Source organism: Streptomyces sp. NPDC000345 (genome assembly GCF_042898825.1).
Classification (GTDB): domain Bacteria; phylum Actinomycetota; class Actinomycetes; order Streptomycetales; family Streptomycetaceae; genus Streptomyces.
The window spans coordinates 328407-345818 of sequence record NZ_JBIAZE010000009.1 but is presented as its reverse complement, the minus strand read 5'-3'; the positions used below and the strand labels follow the sequence as shown (position 1 = coordinate 345818).

The 17412-nt window shown below is 73.3% G+C and carries 18 protein-coding genes; 8 read left to right on the top strand and 10 right to left on the bottom strand.

Annotation, left to right across the window (positions count from 1 at the left end; translation table 11 throughout):
• Nucleotides 1-18: 18 nt before the first annotated feature.
• Genes ACFY30_RS23680 through pdhA form a run of 3 tightly spaced genes read right to left on the bottom strand, consistent with a single transcriptional unit; the run spans nucleotide 19 to nucleotide 3544 of the window.
• Nucleotides 19-1398 carry a dihydrolipoamide acetyltransferase family protein gene (locus ACFY30_RS23680; protein ID WP_390847135.1) on the bottom strand — a complete coding sequence of 460 codons (1380 nt, stop codon included), beginning with the start codon at nucleotides 1396-1398 and terminating at the stop codon, nucleotides 19-21.
• Nucleotides 1398-2402 (bottom strand): alpha-ketoacid dehydrogenase subunit beta, encoded by a 1005-nt coding sequence (locus tag ACFY30_RS23675; protein ID WP_390847134.1) that lies wholly within the window; start codon nucleotides 2400-2402, stop codon nucleotides 1398-1400. Before ACFY30_RS23675 ends, ACFY30_RS23680 begins: the two co-directional genes overlap by 1 nt.
• Nucleotides 2399-3544 carry a pyruvate dehydrogenase (acetyl-transferring) E1 component subunit alpha gene (gene pdhA / locus ACFY30_RS23670; RefSeq protein ID WP_390847133.1) on the bottom strand — a complete coding sequence of 382 codons (1146 nt, stop codon included), beginning with the start codon at nucleotides 3542-3544 and terminating at the stop codon, nucleotides 2399-2401. Before pdhA ends, ACFY30_RS23675 begins: the two co-directional genes overlap by 4 nt.
• A 191-nt stretch (nucleotides 3545-3735) precedes the next feature.
• On the opposite strand from pdhA, the gene ACFY30_RS23665 reads away from it, so the two are divergent.
• Nucleotides 3736-4221: an Lrp/AsnC family transcriptional regulator gene (locus tag ACFY30_RS23665; RefSeq protein ID WP_390847178.1), complete on the top strand. Its 486-nt coding sequence runs from the start codon at nucleotides 3736-3738 to the stop codon at nucleotides 4219-4221.
• A 3-nt stretch (nucleotides 4222-4224) separates the two neighbouring features.
• Here ACFY30_RS23665 and ACFY30_RS23660 read toward each other — a convergent pair whose 3' ends face one another.
• A complete protein-coding gene (locus ACFY30_RS23660) occupies nucleotides 4225-4815 on the bottom strand; it encodes a TetR/AcrR family transcriptional regulator (RefSeq protein ID WP_390847132.1) in 591 nt (196 codons plus the stop codon).
• Nucleotides 4812-6335 carry a 3-hydroxyacyl-CoA dehydrogenase gene (locus ACFY30_RS23655; protein WP_390847131.1) on the bottom strand — a complete coding sequence of 508 codons (1524 nt, stop codon included), beginning with the start codon at nucleotides 6333-6335 and terminating at the stop codon, nucleotides 4812-4814. Before ACFY30_RS23655 ends, ACFY30_RS23660 begins: the two co-directional genes overlap by 4 nt.
• Nucleotides 6336-6494: 159 nt before the next feature.
• Between ACFY30_RS23655 and paaN the strand changes: the two genes are divergently transcribed.
• A complete protein-coding gene (paaN, locus tag ACFY30_RS23650) occupies nucleotides 6495-8189 on the top strand; it encodes a phenylacetic acid degradation protein PaaN (RefSeq protein ID WP_390847130.1) in 1695 nt (564 codons plus the stop codon).
• A gap of 104 nt (nucleotides 8190-8293) precedes the next feature.
• Here paaN and ACFY30_RS23645 read toward each other — a convergent pair whose 3' ends face one another.
• From ACFY30_RS23645 to ACFY30_RS23635, 3 genes are read right to left on the bottom strand one after another with little or no spacing between them, the layout of a single operon-like run.
• The gene (locus ACFY30_RS23645) at nucleotides 8294-9043 is read right to left on the bottom strand and encodes a TrmH family RNA methyltransferase (protein ID WP_390847129.1); all 750 of its coding nucleotides are present in this window, start codon (nucleotides 9041-9043) and stop codon (nucleotides 8294-8296) included.
• Nucleotides 9040-10251 carry an HTTM domain-containing protein gene (locus tag ACFY30_RS23640; RefSeq protein WP_390847128.1) on the bottom strand — a complete coding sequence of 404 codons (1212 nt, stop codon included), beginning with the start codon at nucleotides 10249-10251 and terminating at the stop codon, nucleotides 9040-9042. The genes ACFY30_RS23645 and ACFY30_RS23640 overlap by 4 nt, the downstream gene beginning before the upstream one ends.
• The gene (locus ACFY30_RS23635; protein WP_390847127.1) at nucleotides 10248-11033 is read right to left on the bottom strand and encodes a DUF5819 family protein; all 786 of its coding nucleotides are present in this window, start codon (nucleotides 11031-11033) and stop codon (nucleotides 10248-10250) included. The genes ACFY30_RS23640 and ACFY30_RS23635 overlap by 4 nt, the downstream gene beginning before the upstream one ends.
• Before the next feature lie 208 nt (nucleotides 11034-11241).
• Between ACFY30_RS23635 and paaA the strand changes: the two genes are divergently transcribed.
• From paaA to ACFY30_RS23605, 6 genes are all read left to right on the top strand, one after another.
• Nucleotides 11242-12264 (top strand): 1,2-phenylacetyl-CoA epoxidase subunit PaaA, encoded by a 1023-nt coding sequence (gene paaA, locus ACFY30_RS23630; protein WP_390847126.1) that lies wholly within the window; start codon nucleotides 11242-11244, stop codon nucleotides 12262-12264.
• Nucleotides 12261-12548, top strand: a complete 288-nt coding sequence (gene paaB / locus ACFY30_RS23625; RefSeq protein ID WP_390659696.1) for a 1,2-phenylacetyl-CoA epoxidase subunit PaaB — start codon at nucleotides 12261-12263, stop codon at nucleotides 12546-12548. Before paaA ends, paaB begins: the two co-directional genes overlap by 4 nt.
• Entirely contained in the window at nucleotides 12545-13267 is a 723-nt protein-coding gene (paaC, locus tag ACFY30_RS23620) for a 1,2-phenylacetyl-CoA epoxidase subunit PaaC (RefSeq protein ID WP_390847125.1), read from the top strand. Before paaB ends, paaC begins: the two co-directional genes overlap by 4 nt.
• Complete coding sequence (gene paaD / locus ACFY30_RS23615; protein ID WP_390847124.1) at nucleotides 13261-13788, top strand: 1,2-phenylacetyl-CoA epoxidase subunit PaaD; 528 nt, start codon at nucleotides 13261-13263, stop codon at nucleotides 13786-13788. The genes paaC and paaD overlap by 7 nt, the downstream gene beginning before the upstream one ends.
• The gene (locus ACFY30_RS23610; RefSeq protein WP_390847123.1) at nucleotides 13788-14849 is read left to right on the top strand and encodes a 2Fe-2S iron-sulfur cluster-binding protein; all 1062 of its coding nucleotides are present in this window, start codon (nucleotides 13788-13790) and stop codon (nucleotides 14847-14849) included. The genes paaD and ACFY30_RS23610 overlap by 1 nt, the downstream gene beginning before the upstream one ends.
• A gap of 166 nt (nucleotides 14850-15015) precedes the next feature.
• Nucleotides 15016-16173: an acyl-CoA dehydrogenase family protein gene (locus ACFY30_RS23605; protein WP_390847122.1), complete on the top strand. Its 1158-nt coding sequence runs from the start codon at nucleotides 15016-15018 to the stop codon at nucleotides 16171-16173.
• A 13-nt stretch (nucleotides 16174-16186) separates the two neighbouring features.
• Here the strand turns inward: ACFY30_RS23605 and ACFY30_RS23600 are convergent, their stop codons facing one another.
• Together ACFY30_RS23600 and ACFY30_RS23595 are read right to left on the bottom strand one after the other, a co-directional pair.
• Nucleotides 16187-16516: a rhodanese-like domain-containing protein gene (locus ACFY30_RS23600; RefSeq protein ID WP_390847177.1), complete on the bottom strand. Its 330-nt coding sequence runs from the start codon at nucleotides 16514-16516 to the stop codon at nucleotides 16187-16189.
• Nucleotides 16517-16578: 62 nt separating this feature from the next.
• Nucleotides 16579-17376 (bottom strand): hypothetical protein, encoded by a 798-nt coding sequence (locus tag ACFY30_RS23595; RefSeq protein ID WP_390847121.1) that lies wholly within the window; start codon nucleotides 17374-17376, stop codon nucleotides 16579-16581.
• Nucleotides 17377-17412 lie beyond the last annotated feature (36 nt).

Here is a 17412-nt window from a genome sequence, read left to right as displayed (position 1 = left end):
AACGCGGGTGTCCCGTGATCACAGGGTGCGCAGCAGCACCGCCGGCTGTTCCACGCAGTCCGCCACGTACCGCAGGAAGCCGCCGGCCGTGCCGCCGTCGCACACCCGGTGGTCGAAGGTGAGCGAGAGCTGGACGACCTGGCGCACGGCCAGCTCGCCCTCGTGCACCCACGGCTTGGGGACGATCCGGCCGACGCCGAGCATGGCCGCCTCGGGGTGGTTGATGATCGGCGTGGAGCCGTCGACGCCGAACACGCCGTAGTTGTTCAGCGTGAAGGTCCCGCCGGTCAGCTCACCGGGGGTGAGGCGGCCGTCCCGGGCCGCCTCGGTGAGCCGGGCGAACTCCGCGGTGAGCCCCTCGGCGTCGCGGGCGTGGGCGTCCCGGACGACGGGGACGACCAGCCCCCGCTCGGTCTGCGCGGCGAAGCCCAGGTGCACGTGGTCGAACCGGACGATCTCCCTCGCCTCCAGGTCGACGGTGGAGTTCAGCTCGGGGAACCGGGCCAGGGCGGCCGTGCAGACGCGGGCCAGGAGGGCGAGGAGGGAGATCTTCGGGCCTCCGGCTGCGTTCATCGCCGTACGGGCGCGCATCAGCTCCGTCGCGTCGGCGTCCACCCAGCAGGTGGCGTCGGGGATCTCGCGGCGGCTGCGCGAGAGCTTGTCGGCGACGGCACCGCGGACGCCCTTGAGGGGGACGCGGTGACCGCCGGTGAGGGCGGAGGAGGCGGGGGCAGGTGTCGGTTCCGCGTGCGCGGGCGGCGCGGCCGCCGGCTGAGGGTGCTGCCGAGCCGGCCGGGCGGCCGCCGCCCGCAGCGCGTTCTCCACGTCCGCCCGCAGGATCAGCCCGTCGGGTCCGGAGCCCGTCAGCTCCCGCAGGTCCAGGCCGTTCTCGCGCGCGAGCCGGCGGACGAGGGGCGAGATCACCGGGACGGGGCCTTCCGGGTGCACCGGCAGCTCACGGCCGCCGGCCGGACCGTCGGGCGCCGGGAGAAGCCCCTCCGTCCCGGTGGACGCGGCGGGAGCCGCGGCCGGCGCGGGGGCGGCCGGCGCGGGCTGCACCGGCCGGACGCGCCTGCGTCGCGCGGGCGCCTCCGAGGTGCCGTAGCCGACCAGCACGTTGCCCGAGCCCTCGGTGTCACCGCCGGAGGCCGGTGCGCCGACGGCGACCGTGATCAGCGGGGCGCCGACGGGCAGTTCGGTGCCCTCCTCGCCGAAGCGGGCGGTGACCACACCGCCGTAGGGGCAGGGCACCTCGACCATCGCCTTGGCCGTCTCGACCTCGACGACCGGCTGGTCGACGGCGACCACGTCGCCGACCTGGACCAGCCAGCGCACGATCTCCGCCTCGGTGAGGCCCTCACCGAGGTCGGGCAGCTTGAACTCCAGCACCTGTGCCATCAGTTCCCGGCCTCCCACTGCAGCCGTGCCACGGCGTCCAGGATGCGGTCGACGCCGGGCAGGTGGTGGCGCTCCAGCATCGGCGGCGGGTAGGGGATGTCGAAGCCGGCGACCCGCAGGACCGGTGCCTCCAGGTGGTGGAAGCAGCGCTCCGTGACCCGGGCCGCGATCTCGCCGCCCGGGCCGCCGAAGGAGCCCGACTCGTGGACGACGACGGCGCGGCCGGTGCGGCGGACCGAGGCGGCGACCGTCTCGTCGTCGAAGGGCACCAGGGAACGCAGGTCGACGACTTCGAGGTCCCAGCCCTCGGCACGGGCCGCCTCGGCGGCTTCGAGGCAGACCGGGACCGACGGGCCGTAGGTGATGAGGGTGGCGCTGCGGCCGGGGCGGCGGACCACCGCCCGGCCGATCGGTTCGACGTCCGTCGGGTGCTCCGGGTTCCAGGAGTCCTTGGACCAGTACAGCCGCTTGGGCTCGAGGAAGACCACCGGGTCGTCGGAGGCGATCGCGGCGCGCAGCAGACCGTAGGCGTCGGCGACGGTGGCGGGCGTGACGACATGGAGCCCCGGAGTCGCCATGTAGTACGCCTCGGAGGAGTCGCTGTGGTGCTCGACGCCGCCGATGCCGCCGCCGTAGGGGACGCGGACGGTGATCGGCAGGGGCATGCGGCCGCGGGTGCGGTTGCGCATCCGGGCGACATGGCTGATGAGCTGCTCGAACGCCGGGTAGGCGAAGGCGTCGAACTGCATCTCCACGACCGGGCGCAGACCGTACATGGCCATGCCGACGGCGGTGCCGAGGATGCCGGCCTCGGCGAGCGGGGTGTCGGTGCAGCGGTCCTCGCCGAACTCCTTGGCGAGCCCGTCGGTGACCCGGAAGACACCGCCGAGGGTGCCCACGTCCTCGCCCAGGACGTGCACGGACGGGTCGGCGGCCATCGCGTCGCGCAGCGCGCGCGTGAGGGCCTGCGCCATGGTGGCGGGCTTGAGGGCGACGGTCGTCATCGGTGCGCACTCCCCTGGTCGGCGTGCTCCGCGTCGAGCTCCGCCCGCAGCAGGGCCCGCTGTTCCCGCAGCTGGGGGGTGTCCTCGGCGTACACGTGCGCGAAGAGGTCCATGGGGTCGAGGGCCGCGTCCTGGTTCATGCGGGCGCGCAGGTCGGCGGCCATCGCCTCGGCGGCGTCGCGCGCGGCCTGCCGGGTGTCCTCGTCGAGCAGACCGCGGGCGGTGAGCTCGCGCTCGAGGAGCAGGATCGGGTCGTGCTCGCGCCAGGTCTCGACCTCGGCGTCACCGCGGTAGCGGGTCGCGTCGTCGGCGTTGGTGTGCGCCTCGATGCGGTACGTGACGGCCTCGACGAGGGTCGGGCCGCCGCCCTCGCGGGCGTGCCGTACGGCCTCGGTGAGGACCTCGTGCACGGCGGCGGCGTCGTTGCCGTCGACCAGGCGGCCCGGCATGCCGTATCCGACGGCCTTGTGGGCCAGGGAGGGAGCGGCGGTCTGCTTGGCGAGCGGCACGGAGATCGCGAAGCCGTTGTTCTGGACCAGGAAGACGACCGGGGCCTGCCAGACGGCGGCGAAGTTCAGCGCCTCGTGGAAGTCGCCCTCGCTGGTGCCGCCGTCGCCGACCATGGCGAGCGCGACCACGTCGTCGCCCTTGAGCCGGGCGGCGTGCGCGAGACCGACGGCGTGCGGGAGCTGGGTGGCGAGCGGCGTGCTCAAGGGGGCCACGCGGTGCTCGTACGGGTCGTAGCCGGTGTGCCAGTCGCCGCGCAGCAGCGTGAGCGCCTCGACGGGGTCCACGCCGCGGGCGACGACCGCGAGGGTGTCGCGGTAGCTCGGGAAGAGCCAGTCGCGGTCCTCCAGGGCCAGCGCGGCGGCGACCTCGCAGGCCTCCTGGCCGGTGCTGGAGGGGTAGACGGCGAGCCGGCCCTGTTTGGTCAGGGCGGTGGCCTGCGTGTTGTAGCGGCGGCCGCGCACCAGGTCGGCGTACAGCCGCCGCAACAGCTCCGGGTCGGCCTGTGCGGCCTTCTCGGTGCCGAGGACGCGACAGGGCTCGGCGTCGGGCAGCAGCGGCGCGGGATCTGTGCGGGGCTGCCAGGCGGGCGGCGGGGTCGGCCGGTACGCGCCCCGCTGCTCCATGACCGTCATGACGGCACCTCCTCGTGGGAGCGGCTACGGGAGGCGTGTCGGCTTGTGACCCGCCTCACCTACCGATTGTTCGGTCGCCGGCACATTTTGGCTACAGGGGCCCCGAGGCTGTGGACAAACGGTTCTCCACAGCCTGAGATGGACGCAGGACGTCCATGGCGGAGAGGCGGGGGGACATGGCAGCTGAACAAATGGCCGAGGGCCCGGAGGGCGGGGAGGAGCTTCCCCCGGCACGGCCGCTCGACGCCATCGACCGGGACATCCTGCAGATGCTCCAGGCGGACGGACGCGCGTCGATACGGTCGGTGGCCGAGCGCGTGCACGTGTCCCGCGCCAACGCCTACGCACGGATCAACCGGCTCGTCGAGGACGGGGTGATCCGCGGCTTCGGCGCCCGGGTCGACCATGAGCGCGCGGGTCAGGGGACGAGCGCGTACATCACGCTGAAGATCGTGCAGAACACCTGGCGGACCGTGCGCGAGCAGCTCAGACAGCTGCCCGGCGCCTCCCACATCGCCCTGGTGGGCGGGGACTTCGACGTCCTGCTGCTGGTGCACACGTCCGACAACAGGGCGCTGCGCGAGGTGGTGCTGACCCGGCTCCAGGCCATCCCCGAGGTGCTCAGCACCCGAACGCTGCTGGTGTTCGAGGAGGAGGACCTGGAGCCGCAGGGCTGAGGGCTAGCGCTCGGTGCGCAGGCCGCCGAAGACCAGCCGCACCACCGCGTCGGCCACGTCGCCCTCGGCCATCCCGCGGCCGCCCGGCCGGTACCACTCGACGATCGAGTTGATCATTCCGAAGACCAGCCGGGTGGCGAGCCGCACCTCCACGTCGACCCGGAGGTCCCCGTCGGCGGCGGCCGCCTTCAGCAGCTCGGCGACCCTGTGGTCGAAGTCGCGGCGGCGCTCCAGGGCCCACCGCTCGGTGCCGGTGTTGCCGCGCACGCGCAGCAGCAGCGTGACGTAGGGCAGTTCGCCGATGAGCACCTCGACCATGCGCCGCACGACGTACTCCAGACGCTCCGCGGCGCGCCCCACGCACGCGTGCTCCTCGTCGAGGATCCCGAACAGACCGTCCAGGGCGCGGCTGACGGCCCGGCGCAGCAGTTCCTCCTTGCCGGCCACGTGGTGGTAGATCGACGACTTGGAGATGCCCGCCGCCTTGGAGAGGTGCTCCATCGAGGTGCCGTCGTAGCCGCGCTCGTTGAACACCTGGACCGCCACGGAGAGCAGGGTCTCCGGGGTGTACGTGTCGCGCTTGACGGTGGTCACGAGGCGCCCTCCCGCTTCTCGGTGGCGAAGGAGTGCCGGTAGAGGGCGAGGGACGGCGCGTAGCGGCCGGAGGGGTCGCGCTCGTGCAGGTCGTCCAGGAGGGAGAAGGCCCACATGCGGCCCAGCCTGCGGCTCCACTCGAAGGGGCCGAGGGGGTAGTTCACCCCGAGGCGCATCGCGGTGTCGATGTCCTCCTCGGTGGCGACGCCCTTGGCGACGGCGTCGTGCGCGAGGTCGACGATCCGGGCGACCGTGCGGGCGACGATCATGCCGGGGACGTCGCCGATGACGCTGACGTCCTTGCCGAGCGCCTGGAACAGGCCGACCGCCTCGGACAGGGTCTGCTGGGAGGTGTCCTGGGAGGCGGACAGGGCGATGCGGGTGGCCTTGCGGTAGTCCAGGGCCAGGTCGAAGTACACGACGTCGCGGAACTCCACCGAGGTCTGGCCGTCGGCGAGGGCGAGCTGGCCGCCGCCGGGCAGCACCAGCCGGGTGCCGTGGTCCTCCTCGTCCTCGCGGACCTGGATGCCCGCCTCGCGGATCAGCGCGAGCAGTTCCGAGGCGGGGCCCAGGTCCCCCTCGGCGACGACGTAGGCGGGCGCCTGCTGCTTCTCGGCGGTGTGCGGCTCGGCGCGCTCGGCGGTGCCGCTCCCGTCGCCGTAGTCGTACCAGCCCTGGCCGGTCTTGCGGCCCAGACGGCCGGACTCCACCAGGCGGCGCTGGGCGAGCGAGGGGGTGAAGCGCACGTCCTGGAAGAAGGACTGCCACACGGAGTGCGTGACCGACTCGTTGACGTCCTGGCCGATCAGGTCGGTCAGCTCGAAAGCGCCCATCCGGAAGCCGCCGGACTCGCGCAGGATCGCGTCGATGGTGGCCGGGTCGGCGCCCTGCGCCTCGTAGACGGCGAACGCCTCGGCGTAGAACGGCCGCGCGATGCGGTTGACGATGAAGCCGGGGGTGTCGGCGCAGGCGACCGGCGTCTTGCCCCAGGAGCGTGCCGTCTCGTACGCGCGCGTGGCGGACGTGACGTCGGTGGCGTACCCGGAGACGACCTCGACCAGCGGCAGCACCGGCGCCGGGTTGAAGAAGTGCAGGCCCACGAAGCGGCCCGGGTTGCGCAGGGCGCCGCCGACGGCCGTCACCGACAGGGAGGAGGTGTTGGTGGCGAGCAGACAGTCCTCGCCGACGACCTCCTCCAGACGGCGGAAGAGGTCCTGTTTGACGTCCAGCTGCTCCAGGACGGCCTCGACGACCAGAGCGCAGTCCGCGAGGTCGGCGAGGCTCTCGGCGGGCCGCAGACGGGCGCGCGCGATGTCCCGGTCGGCGCCGGCGAGACGGTTCTTCTCGACGAGCCGGTCGAGGCGGGCGCCGATCGCGGCGGCCGCTTCCCGGGCCCGGCCGGGGACGGCGTCGTACAGCCGTACGGGGTGGCCCGCGACCAGCGCGACCTGGGCGATGCCCTGGCCCATGGTGCCGGTGCCGACGACGGCCACGGGGCTGCTGAGGTCGAGTGCTGTCATGTGCGCGATCCTCCCGCACGGGGTTTTCCACAGATGCGGCAGGCCCCCTTGTCCCGACCGATCGTTCGGTTACTCTAGCCCTGACTGGCTGTTCCTGCCCATGTTTCCGCCAGGTCATGAGCTCGACGGAGAGTTCTCAAGACGAGGAGTTGGTCCCGCATGGCCGCCGCCGAACCGACCGCGCACGAACTGATCGCCCAGCACCGGCCCACCCTCGACCAGGCCCTGGAAGCGATCCGCACCCGCGCGTACTGGTCCCCGCACCCGGAGCACCCGAAGGCCTACGGGGAGAACGGCAGTCTGGACGCGGCGGCCGGCGAGGCCGCCTTCGACGCCCTCCTGAACACCCGGCTCGACCTCGGCCAGCCCGGCACCGACGGCTGGGTGGGCGACGAGGTCTCCCCGTACGGCTTCGCCCTCGGCGTGACCTACCCGCACGCGGACGTGGACGTGCTGCTGCCCGCCATGCGAGCCGGGCAGCGCCGCTGGCGGGACGCGGGCGCGGAGGTCCGCGCGGTGGTCTGCCTGGAGATCCTCAAGCGGATCAGCGACCGGACGCACGAGTTCGCGCACGCGGTCATGCACACCTCCGGCCAGGCGTTCATGATGGCCTTCCAGGCGGGCGGCCCGCATGCGCAGGACCGCGGCCTGGAGGCGGTGGCGTACGCGTACGCGGAGCAGGTCCGCACCCCCGGCACGGCCGAGTGGAGCAAGCCCCAGGGCAAGCGCGACCCGCTCGCCATGACGAAGACCTTCACGCCGGTGCCGCGCGGGATCGCCCTGCTCATCGGCTGCAACACCTTCCCGACGTGGAACGGCTACCCGGGCCTGTTCGCCTCCCTCGCCACCGGCAACGCGGTCCTGGTCAAGCCCCACCCGCGCGCGGTGCTGCCGCTCGCGCTGACCGTGCAGGTCGCCCGCGAGGTGCTGGCCGGCGCCGGCTTCGACCCCGACCTGGTCGCGCTGGCCGCCGAGCGCCCGGGCGAGGGCATCGCCAAGACCCTGGCGACCCACCCCGACATCAAGATCATCGACTACACGGGCTCGACCGCCTTCGGCGACTGGCTGGAGGCCAACGCCCGCCAGGCGCAGGTCTACACCGAGAAGGCCGGCGTCAACACGGTGCTCGTGGAGTCGACCGCGCACTACAAGGGCATGCTCGCCAACCTGGCGTTCTCCCTGTCCCTGTACAGCGGCCAGATGTGCACCACCCCGCAGAACCTGCTGATCCCCCGCGACGGCATCCGCACGGACGAGGGCCCGAAGACCTACGACGAGGTGGTCGCCGACCTCGCCCGCGCCGTCGACGGCCTCCTGGGCGACGACGCGCGCGCGAACGCCCTGCTGGGCGCGATCGTCAACCCGGACGTCAAGGCCCGTCTGGAGGCCGCGGCCGGCCTCGGCGAGGTCGCCCTCGCCTCCCGTGAGGTGACCAACCCCGAGTTCCCGGACGCGGTCGTGCGCACCCCGGTGATCGTGAAGCTGGACGGGGCCAAGCCGGACGACGAGGCCGCGTACATGAGCGAGTGCTTCGGCCCGGTCTCCTTCGCCGTCGCCGTCGACTCCGCCGCCGACGCCCTCGCCCTGCTGCGGCGCACGGTGCGTGAGAAGGGCGCGATGACGGTCGGCGCGTACACCACGGACGCCGAGATCGAGCGGGAGGTCGAGGAGGTCTGCCTGGAGGAGGCCGCCCAGCTGTCCCTCAACCTCACCGGCGGGGTGTACGTCAACCAGACGGCCGCCTTCTCCGACTTCCACGGCTCCGGCGGCAACCCGGCGGCGAACGCCGCGCTGTGCGACGGCGCGTTCGTCGCCAACCGGTTCCGGGTCGTCGAGGTGCGTCGGGACGCCTGAGAGACCCGGGGGCCGGGTGAACCGCGCGGCCCCCGGTTCGGCGCGGCGGTCGCGCTCGCGCGGCGGAGCCGCACCGGGACACGGCGGCACGGCACCCGCGCCCCTCAGGGAGCGCCGTGCGCTCCGCAGCTCCAGTGGTACAGCGTCATCGCCACACTGGTCGCCAGGTTGTAGCTGGAGACCTGGGGCCGCATCGGCAGCGACAGCAGATGGTCGGCACGCGCGCGCAATCCGGCGGAGAGGCCGCGGCGTTCCGAGCCGAAGGCCAGCAGGGCGTCGTCCGGGAGTTCGACGCCCCGCAGGTCGTCGCCCTCCGGGTCCAGGGCGAACACCGGCCCGGCGGGCAGCTCGGCCACGGCCAGCCGCTCCACGGCGGTCGCGAAGTGCAGGCCCGCCCCGCCGCGCACCACGGTCGGGTGCCAGGGGTCGAGCGTGCCGGTGGTGACCACGCCGGTCGCGCCGAAGCCGGCGGCCAGCCGGATCACGGCCCCCGCGTTGCCGAGGTTGCGCGGGTCGTCGAGGACCACGACGGGCGCGGTGCGGGGCGTGTGCGCCAGCCTCGCCAGCTGGGTCTCGCGGGCGGGCCGTACGGCCAGCGCGGCCACGGCCGTGGGGTGCGGGCGCGGCACCAGCGAGGCGTACGTCGTCTCCGGGACCTCCGTGAGGAGGGCGTCCAGCGTCCCGCGTACGTCGGGGGCGAGCTCGTCGGCGAGGGCGAGCGCCGCCGCCCGGTCGGCGGTGACCGCGACCGGCACCTCGGCCCCGAAGCGCACGGCGTGCTTGAGGGCGTGGAAACCGTCCAGCAGGACGTGCGAGCCGGCCAGACGGTGCCACTCGCTCACGGGGTCGGTCATGACGGGGAGCCTACGTGGCTGGGCTCGGGGTTCTCGGGTGCCCGCTGCTCCGGCACCGGCGTACCGCCGTCGCGCGAGAACACCAGCGTGCGCGCGCGGACCGCCCAGCCGCCGAGCCGGCGCAGGAACGGCGTGGGCAGGAAGATCGCGTCCGCGGCGATCATCGCCAGGGAGAAGAAGGGCAGGCCGAGGATCACGGCGATCGCGGCGTGCTCGGTGATCATCACCGCCAGCAGCACGTTCTTCACCCGCCGGTTGAACAGCGTGAACGGGAAGGCGACCTGGACGATCACGGTGCCGTACGTCACCAGCATGACCATGGTGCCGCTGCCGGAGAGCAGATCGCCGAGCGCGGGCCAGGGCGAGAAGTAGTCCAGGTGCAGGGGGTAGTACACGGCGGTGCCGTCCTGCCAGCGCAGGCCCTGGACCTTGTACCAGCCGGCCGTCGCGTAGATCAGACAGGCCTCGGCCATGATCACGACCAGGGCGGCGTTGTGCAGGATGTTGGCGATCACGTCGAGCAGGATCCGCGGCTCCGCGGACCGCGTCCGGCGGCCCACGATCCACCACAGGGCGTGCGCTGCCCACACCGTCCACAGCAGCACCGGCACGGTCCAGTGGCTGTGGAACCGGCCCGCCGCCGTCACGGTGCTCAGCGCGAACCCGGAGACGAGCCACAGGGCCGGTCCGACCCGGTCGGAGACCCGCTCGCCCCGCGCGTGCGCCTCCTCGGCGCGGGCCGCGCGGCGGGCGTCCAGCGACCACACCCGGCCGCAGCGCGTGAACACCAGGTAGATCGCCATCAGGTGCAGGACGTTGTCGCCGCCGTCCCCCATGAAGACGCTGCGGTTCTGCAGCGACAGCACGCCGACCATGAACAGCACCGACATCGTGCGGGTGCGCCAGCCCACCAGCAGCAGGGCGCTCGCGAGCACGGCGAGCGCGTAGACGATCTCGAACCACACCCGCCCGTCCGACCACATCAGGGCCGTGAACGCGCCGTTGCTGCCGATCAGCTGCCGGGCCAGGATCCAGCTCCAGGGGCTGTCGGGGCCGTAGAGCTCCTCGCGGTGGGGGAACTCGCGCAGCAGGAACATCAGCCAGGTCGCGCTGAAGCCGATCCGGACCACGGCGCTCTGGTACGGGCCGTGCGCGGACTCGGTGACCCGCGCGATGGCGGCGGACACCGACAGGGTGAACCGGTTCACCGCACGCCTCCCTCGGCCTCGGCGTCCGGCACCGACCACCAGGGCAGCACCCGGTACGCCGGCTTCGTCGACACCTTCTCGGTGCTCCACTTCGGCGGAGTCACGTTGGTGGTGCTGGAGCGGACCTGGACCTGCGCGACCCTCTCCCCGGCGCCGGCCGCGCCGCCGCGGTCCATGCGCAGCACGACGATGCGGCGCAGATAGGTCTCGGACAGGGCGCCGCGCAGGCCGACGGGGCGGTTGTCGGTGCCGTGGGTGGCGGTGAAGAAGTCCCAGGCCCGGCGCAGCTCGTTCTGCTGGGTGTGGCTGGGCACGATGTTGCCGTCGATGGCCCGCCCGTCCTGTGCGGACAGGTCGTACCAGCCGGTGGTGCGCGTGCCGCCGTCCGCGGTGTGGATCCGGGCGCGGACCTGGACGGCGATGTTCTGCTGCAGCGGGTTGGGCGCGAACAGCTTCCAGTTCTGCTCGAACTCCGGGTAGACCCAGTCGTCGATCGCCTCGCCGTGTGCCTTGGTGACCGTGTTCGACGGGGCGACGTGCAGGAACACCATTCCCAGGTGCACACAGACGGTGACCGCGACCACGGCGAGCGCGAGGGCGGCGGCTATCTGGTAGCGCGGGGAGAGCGCGGCCACGCCGGTGCGGGGTGCGGGGTTCCCGGGGGCGGGGGCGTCGCCGCTCACGGCCGGAGTCCGTGCCTCCGGCTCCTCCGGCGTCGTCGGCCCCCCTGAGGCGTCTCTGCCTCCGCGGGGGGCCTCGGGCCCTCCGTCGTACGCGTCCATTCCGCCCCGATCCCCGATTCCGGTCGACTTCCCGTTCCTGCTGCGTCGCGCAATCGCGAACGGTACTCAGCCCCACCCGTGCGGCGCAGCCCCTCCCTGCCCGCAGGTTATCCACAGCGGTTGACACCCTACGACGGCCGTCCCACCATGGATCCGAACGGACCGAACGATCGGTCGGGAGCGACAGGAAGCGATCAAGGGGGACCGCATGGCGACAGCAGCCGCCCACCAGACGGCCGCCGCACGGCCGCACGCCGCCGGAAGCGGCGCGGGCGGGACCGGCACAGGCGACGAGGCCCACCAGCGCGCCTTCGACGCCGCCGTGGCCGCCGACGAGCGCATCGAGCCCCGCGACTGGATGCCCGACGCCTACCGCGCGACGCTGGTGCGGCAGATCGCCCAGCACGCCCACTCCGAGATCATCGGCATGCAGCCGGAGGCCAACTGGATCACGCGCGCGCCCTCCCTGCGCCGCAAGGCCATCCTGATGGCGAAGGTCCAGGACGAGGCCGGCCACGGGCTCTACCTGTACAGCGCGGCCGAGACTCTCGGCGTCGGCCGCGACGAGCTGCTGGACAAGCTGCACTCCGGCCGCCAGAAGTACTCCTCGATCTTCAACTACCCCACCCTGACCTGGGCGGACGTCGGCGCGATCGGCTGGCTCGTGGACGGCGCCGCGATCACCAACCAGGTCCCCCTGTGCCGCTGCTCCTACGGCCCGTACGCGCGCGCGATGGTCCGCGTCTGCAAGGAGGAGTCCTTCCACCAACGCCAGGGGTACGAGCTGCTGCTGGCCCTCAGCCAGGGCACCCCCGAGCAGCACGCCATGGCACAGGACGCCGTGGACCGCTGGTGGTGGCCCTCCCTGATGATGTTCGGCCCGCCCGACGACGAGTCCGCGCACTCCGCGCAGTCGACGGCCTGGAAGATCAAGCGCCACTCGAACGACGAGCTGCGCCAGCGCTTCGTCGACATCTGCGTCCCCCAGGCGCGGTCCCTCGGCCTCACCCTGCCCGACCCGGACCTCAGGTGGAACGAGGAGCGGGGCCACCACGACTTCGGTCCGATCGACTGGACGGAGTTCAAGGAGGTCCTCAAGGGCAACGGCCCGTGCAACGAACAGCGGATCACCCAGCGCAGGCGGGCCCACGAAGAGGGCGCCTGGGTACGGGAGGCGGCCGCCGCCTACGCGGCCAAGCACATGGACGAGAAGGGCGTGGGACAGGTATGACGAACACCGACTGGCCGCTGTGGGAGGTCTTCGTGCGCTCCCGGCGCGGCCTCTCCCACACCCACGCCGGGAGCCTGCACGCGCCCGACGCGGAGTTCGCCCTGCGCAACGCCCGCGACCTGTACACCCGGCGCGGTGAGGGCGTCTCGATCTGGGTGGTGCCGTCCGCGGCGGTCACGGCCTCCTCACCGGACGAGAAGGACCCGTTCTTCGAGCCGTCCGCCGACAAGCCGTACCGGCACCCGACGTTCTACGAGATCCCGGAAGGGGTGAAGCACCTGTGACCACGACCGCCCGGCTCGACGCCGCCGCGCTCGCCCTCGGCGACGACGCCCTGGTGCTCTCCCACCGGCTCGGGGAGTGGATGGGCCACGCGCCCGTGCTGGAGGAGGAGGTCGCCCTCGCCAACATCGCGCTCGACCTGCTCGGCCAGGCCCGCGTCCTGCTGTCCATGGCCGGCGACGAGGACGCACTGGCCTATCTGCGGGAGGAACGCGCCTTCCGCAACCTCCAGCTGGTCGAACAGCCCAACGGCGACTTCGCGCACACCATCGCCCGCCAGCTGTACTTCTCCACCTACCAGCACCTCCTGTATGCCGAACTGGCCGCCGGGGACGGGCCGTTCGCCGGCCTCGCCGCGAAGGCCGTCAAGGAGGTCGCCTACCACCGCGACCACGCCGAGCAGTGGACCCTGCGGCTCGGCGACGGCACGCGGACCAGCCATGAGCGGATGCGGCGGGCGTGCGCGTCCCTGTGGCGGTTCACCGGCGAGATGTTCCGCCCCGTGGACGGCCTGGACACCGACCCGTCCGGAATCGAGACGCCCTGGCTGGAGTCGGTCGGGGCAGTGCTTCGCCGGGCCGGACTGGCGCTGCCGGAAGGCCCGCGGTCCGGAGCCTGGACCGCCGGGGCGGGCCGCCAGGGCCTGCACACCGAGCCCTTCGGGCGGATGCTCGCCGAGATGCAGCATCTGCACCGCAGCCATCCGGGGGCGTCATGGTGACGGCCACCGCGCTGGAGACGGAACTCCTCGAGATCGCCGGTGCGGTCCCCGACCCCGAGCTGCCGGTGCTCTCCCTCCTGGAGCTGGGCGTCGTGCGCGCGGTGCACCTGCGCGGCGCCGACGCGGTCGAGGTCGAGCTGACCCCGACGTACACCGGCTGCCCGGCGCTGGAGACGATGGCGCGGGACATAGAGCAGGCGCTGCGGCAGCGGGGCATGCGGGAGGTCACGGTCCGCACGGTGCTGCGGCCCGCCTGGTCGACCGACGACATCACCGCCGAAGGGCGCCGCAAACTGCGGGAGTTCGGCATAGCGCCGCCCCGCGCCGTGCGCGAGCCGGGCCCCGTGCCGCTGGCACTCGGGCCGACGCGGACCCTCGGCGCCGACCCGGACCCGGTCCGCTGTCCGCACTGCGGCTCCGCCGACACCGAACTGCTCAGCCGGTTCTCGTCCACCGCCTGCAAGGCGCTGCGCCGGTGTCTGGACTGCCGTGAGCCCTTCGACCACTTCAAGGAGTTGTGATGGCCCGCTTCCACCCGCTCCCGGTGGCCGCGGTGGACCGGCTCACCGACGACTCCGTCGCCCTCACCCTCACCGTCCCCGAGGAACTGCGCGAGGAGTACCGGCACCGGGCCGGCCAGCACCTCGCCCTGCGGCGCGTCGCCGACGGCACCGAGATCCGGCGGACGTACTCGATCTGCTCACCCGCCCCCGACCCCTCCGGCGAGGGCCCGCGCACCCTGCGGGTGGGCGTGCGGCTGGTCGAGGGCGGCGCGTTCTCGACGTACGCGCTGAAGGAGATCGCCGTCGGTGACGAGCTGGAGGTGATGACCCCGGCGGGACGGTTCACGCTCGACCCGGCGCCCGGTCTGTACGCGGCGGTCGTCGGCGGAAGCGGGATCACACCGGTGCTGTCGATCGTCTCCACCCTGCTGGCCCGCGAGCCCGGCGCCCGGTTCTGCCTGATCCGCGGCGACCGTACGGCGGCCTCGACGATGTTCCTGGAGGAGGTCGCCGACCTCAAGGACCGCTATCCCGAGCGGCTGCAGCTGGTCACCGTGCTGTCCCGGGAGGAGCAGCAGGCGGGGCTGCCGTCCGGGCGGCTGGACCAGGAGCGGCTGACCGGGCTGCTGCCGGCGCTGCTGCCGGTGGCGGAGGTGGCGGGCTGGTTCCTGTGCGGGCCGTTCGGGCTGGTGCAGGGCGCCGAGCGGGCCCTGCGGGAGCTCGGGGTCGCCCGCTCCCGGATCCACGAGGAGATCTTCCACGTGGACGGCGCGGCACACCCCACACCCACGGCGGCGCCCGCCCACAGCACCGTGACCGCCCGGCTCGACGGCCGGGGCGGCAGCTGGCCCGTGCGGGACGGCGAGTCCGTCCTGGACACGGTCCTGCGCAACCGGCCCGACGCGCCCTACGCCTGCAAGGGCGGCGTGTGCGGCACCTGCCGGGCCTTCCTGGTCTCGGGCGAGGTCCGCATGGACCGCAACTTCGCGCTGGAGCCGGAGGAGACGGAGGCCGGGTATGTGCTGGCCTGCCAGTCGCATCCGCTGACGGAGGCGGTGGAGGTGGACTTCGACCGCTGAGGGGCCGTGCCGGCATGCCAGGCGGCCCCCTCGCCCGGGGGGGCGGCCCTTCCCTGGGGCGCCGGCGCCCCGGGCGTTCCGTGGGCGTCCTGGACGTTCCCTTCTTCTAGAACCTGTTCTATCTTGACGCTCCGTCAGATCAGCTGACCCGCCGGGAGGACAGGCCGTGGACTTCACCTTCACCGAGGAGCAGCAGGCGGCGGCCGAGGCGGCGCGAGGGGTGTTCGCCGGCGTCGCGCCCGACGGCGTGCCGAGCCCCGCGCTCACCCAGGGCCGCCCCGTCGCCGACGACCTCGACCGGGCGCTGTGGGCCAGGCTCGCCGCGGCGGACCTGCTGAGCCTGCTGCTCGACGAGGAGTCCGGCGGGGCCGGCCTGGACGCCGTCGCGCTGTGCCTGGTGCTGCGCGAGGCCGGGAAGGTGCTGGCCCGGGTCCCGCTGCTGGAGACCAGTGCGGCCGCCGCGGCCGTACAGGCCTACGGCGGACCGGAGTTGAGGTCCGCGCTGCTCGCGCGGGCCGGGCGGGGCGAGATCGCGCTGACCGTCGCCGCGAACGGCCGCACCGGGCACGACGCGGCCGAACTCGCCGTGACCGCCCGGCAGGACGGCGGCCGTGACACGGGCGGGGGCGGCGACTGGGTGCTGGACGGGGTGCAGACGGCGGTGCCGTGGGCGTACGAGGCGGACTTCGTCCTCGTGCCGGCGCACACCGGCGACGACCGGAGCGTCCTCGCCGTGGTCGCGCGCGGACAGGAGGGGACCACGCTGGCCGAGCAGATCTCCACGAGCGGCGAGCGGCTCGGCGAACTGCGGCTGGAGTCCGCCCGGATCCCGGCCCGCGACGTCATCACCGCCGACGGCGCCTGGGAGTGGCTGCGGGCGCTGCTGGCCACCGGGACCTGCGCGCTGGCGCTCGGCCTGGGGGACCGTGTCCTCGAAATGACCAGCGACTACGCGAGCAAGCGGGAACAGTTCGGGCACCCGATCGCCAGCTTCCAGGCCGTCGCCGTGCAGACCGCCGACCGCTTCATCGACCTGCGCGCGATGGAGGTCACCCTGTGGCAGGCCGCGTGGCGGACCGCCTCCGGGGCGCCGGGTGCGCTGCCCGCCTCCGGCGATGTCGCCGTGGCCAAGATCTGGGCCTCCGAAGGGGTGCGGCGGATCGTGCAGACGGGACAGCATCTGCACGGCGGGTTCGGCGCCGACGTCGACTACCCGCTGCACCGGTACCACGCCTGGGCCAAACACCTGGAGCTGTCGCTCGGGCCCGCGGCGGCGCACGAGGAGGCCCTGGGCGACCTGCTGGCCGCCCACCCCCTCGGTTGAGGGCCGAGGCGCCTTACAGGACGGACCCCGGCTGTCCGCCGTCGGTCACGACGGGACGGCCGAGGGCGTGCCAGATCTGCATCCCGCCGTCGACGTTCACGGCGTCGATCCCCTGCTGGACGAGGTACATGGTGACCTGGGCCGAGCGGCCGCCGGAGCGGCAGATCACATGGACCCGCCCGTCCTGCGGGGCCGCCTCGGTCAGCTCGCCGTAGCGGGCGACGAACTCGCTGAGGGGAATGTGCAGCGCGCCTTCGGCGTGACCCGCCTGCCACTCGTCGTCCTCACGCACGTCCACCAGGAAGTCGCCGTCCCTGACCTCGCCGACCTCGACCGTGGGCACACCAGCTCCGAAACTCATGGCCCCGACGCTACCCGAAACGCCGCCCGGCACGACGGTCCCGGCTACCCCACCAGTTGCGCCAGCTCCGCCTCCTTCGCGGCGACGTCGGCCAGCAGCTGCTCCGCGATCTCGTCCAGGAGACGGTCGGGGTCGTCCGGGGCCATCCGCAGCATGGAGCCGATGGCGCTGTCCTCCAGGTTGCGGGCGACCGTCGTGAGCAGTTCCTTGCGCTCGGCGAGCCACTCCAGCCGGGCGTAGAGCTCCTCGCTGGGGGTCGGGCGGCGTTCGGCGGGCGCCGGGCCGGCCGCCCACTCCTCGGCCAGCTCCCGCAGCACGGCCTCGTCGCCGCGGGCGTAGGCGGCGTTGACGCGGGTGATGAACTCCTCGCGCCGCGCCCGCTCCTCGTCCTCCTGCGCCAGGTCGGGGTGGGCCTTGCGGGCCAGCTCGCGGTAGAGCTTGCGGGCCTCCTCGCTGGGCCGCACCCTCTCCGGCGGGCGCACCGACTGGTCCGTGAGCATCGCCACGGCCTCCGGGAACAGGCCCTGCCCGTCCATCCAGCCGTGGAACAGCTCCTCGACCCCGGGAATCGGCTGCACCCGGGCCCGCGCCTCCCGCGCCGTGCGCAGATCCTCGGGGTCGCCGGTGCGGGCGGCCCTCGCCTCGGCGATCTGCGCGTCCAGTTCGTCGAGCCGGGCGTACATCGGGCCGAGTTTCTGGTGGTGGAGCCGCGAGAAGTTCTCGACCTCGACGCGGAAGGTCTCCACCGCGATCTCGAACTCGATCAACGCCTGTTCGGCGGCCCGCACGGCCTGTTCCAGCCGCTCCTCGGGCCGCGGCTGCTCAGCTTCGGGGGTCGTCACCCGACCAGCCTAGGCCAAGGGGGCTCCTCCCCGAGA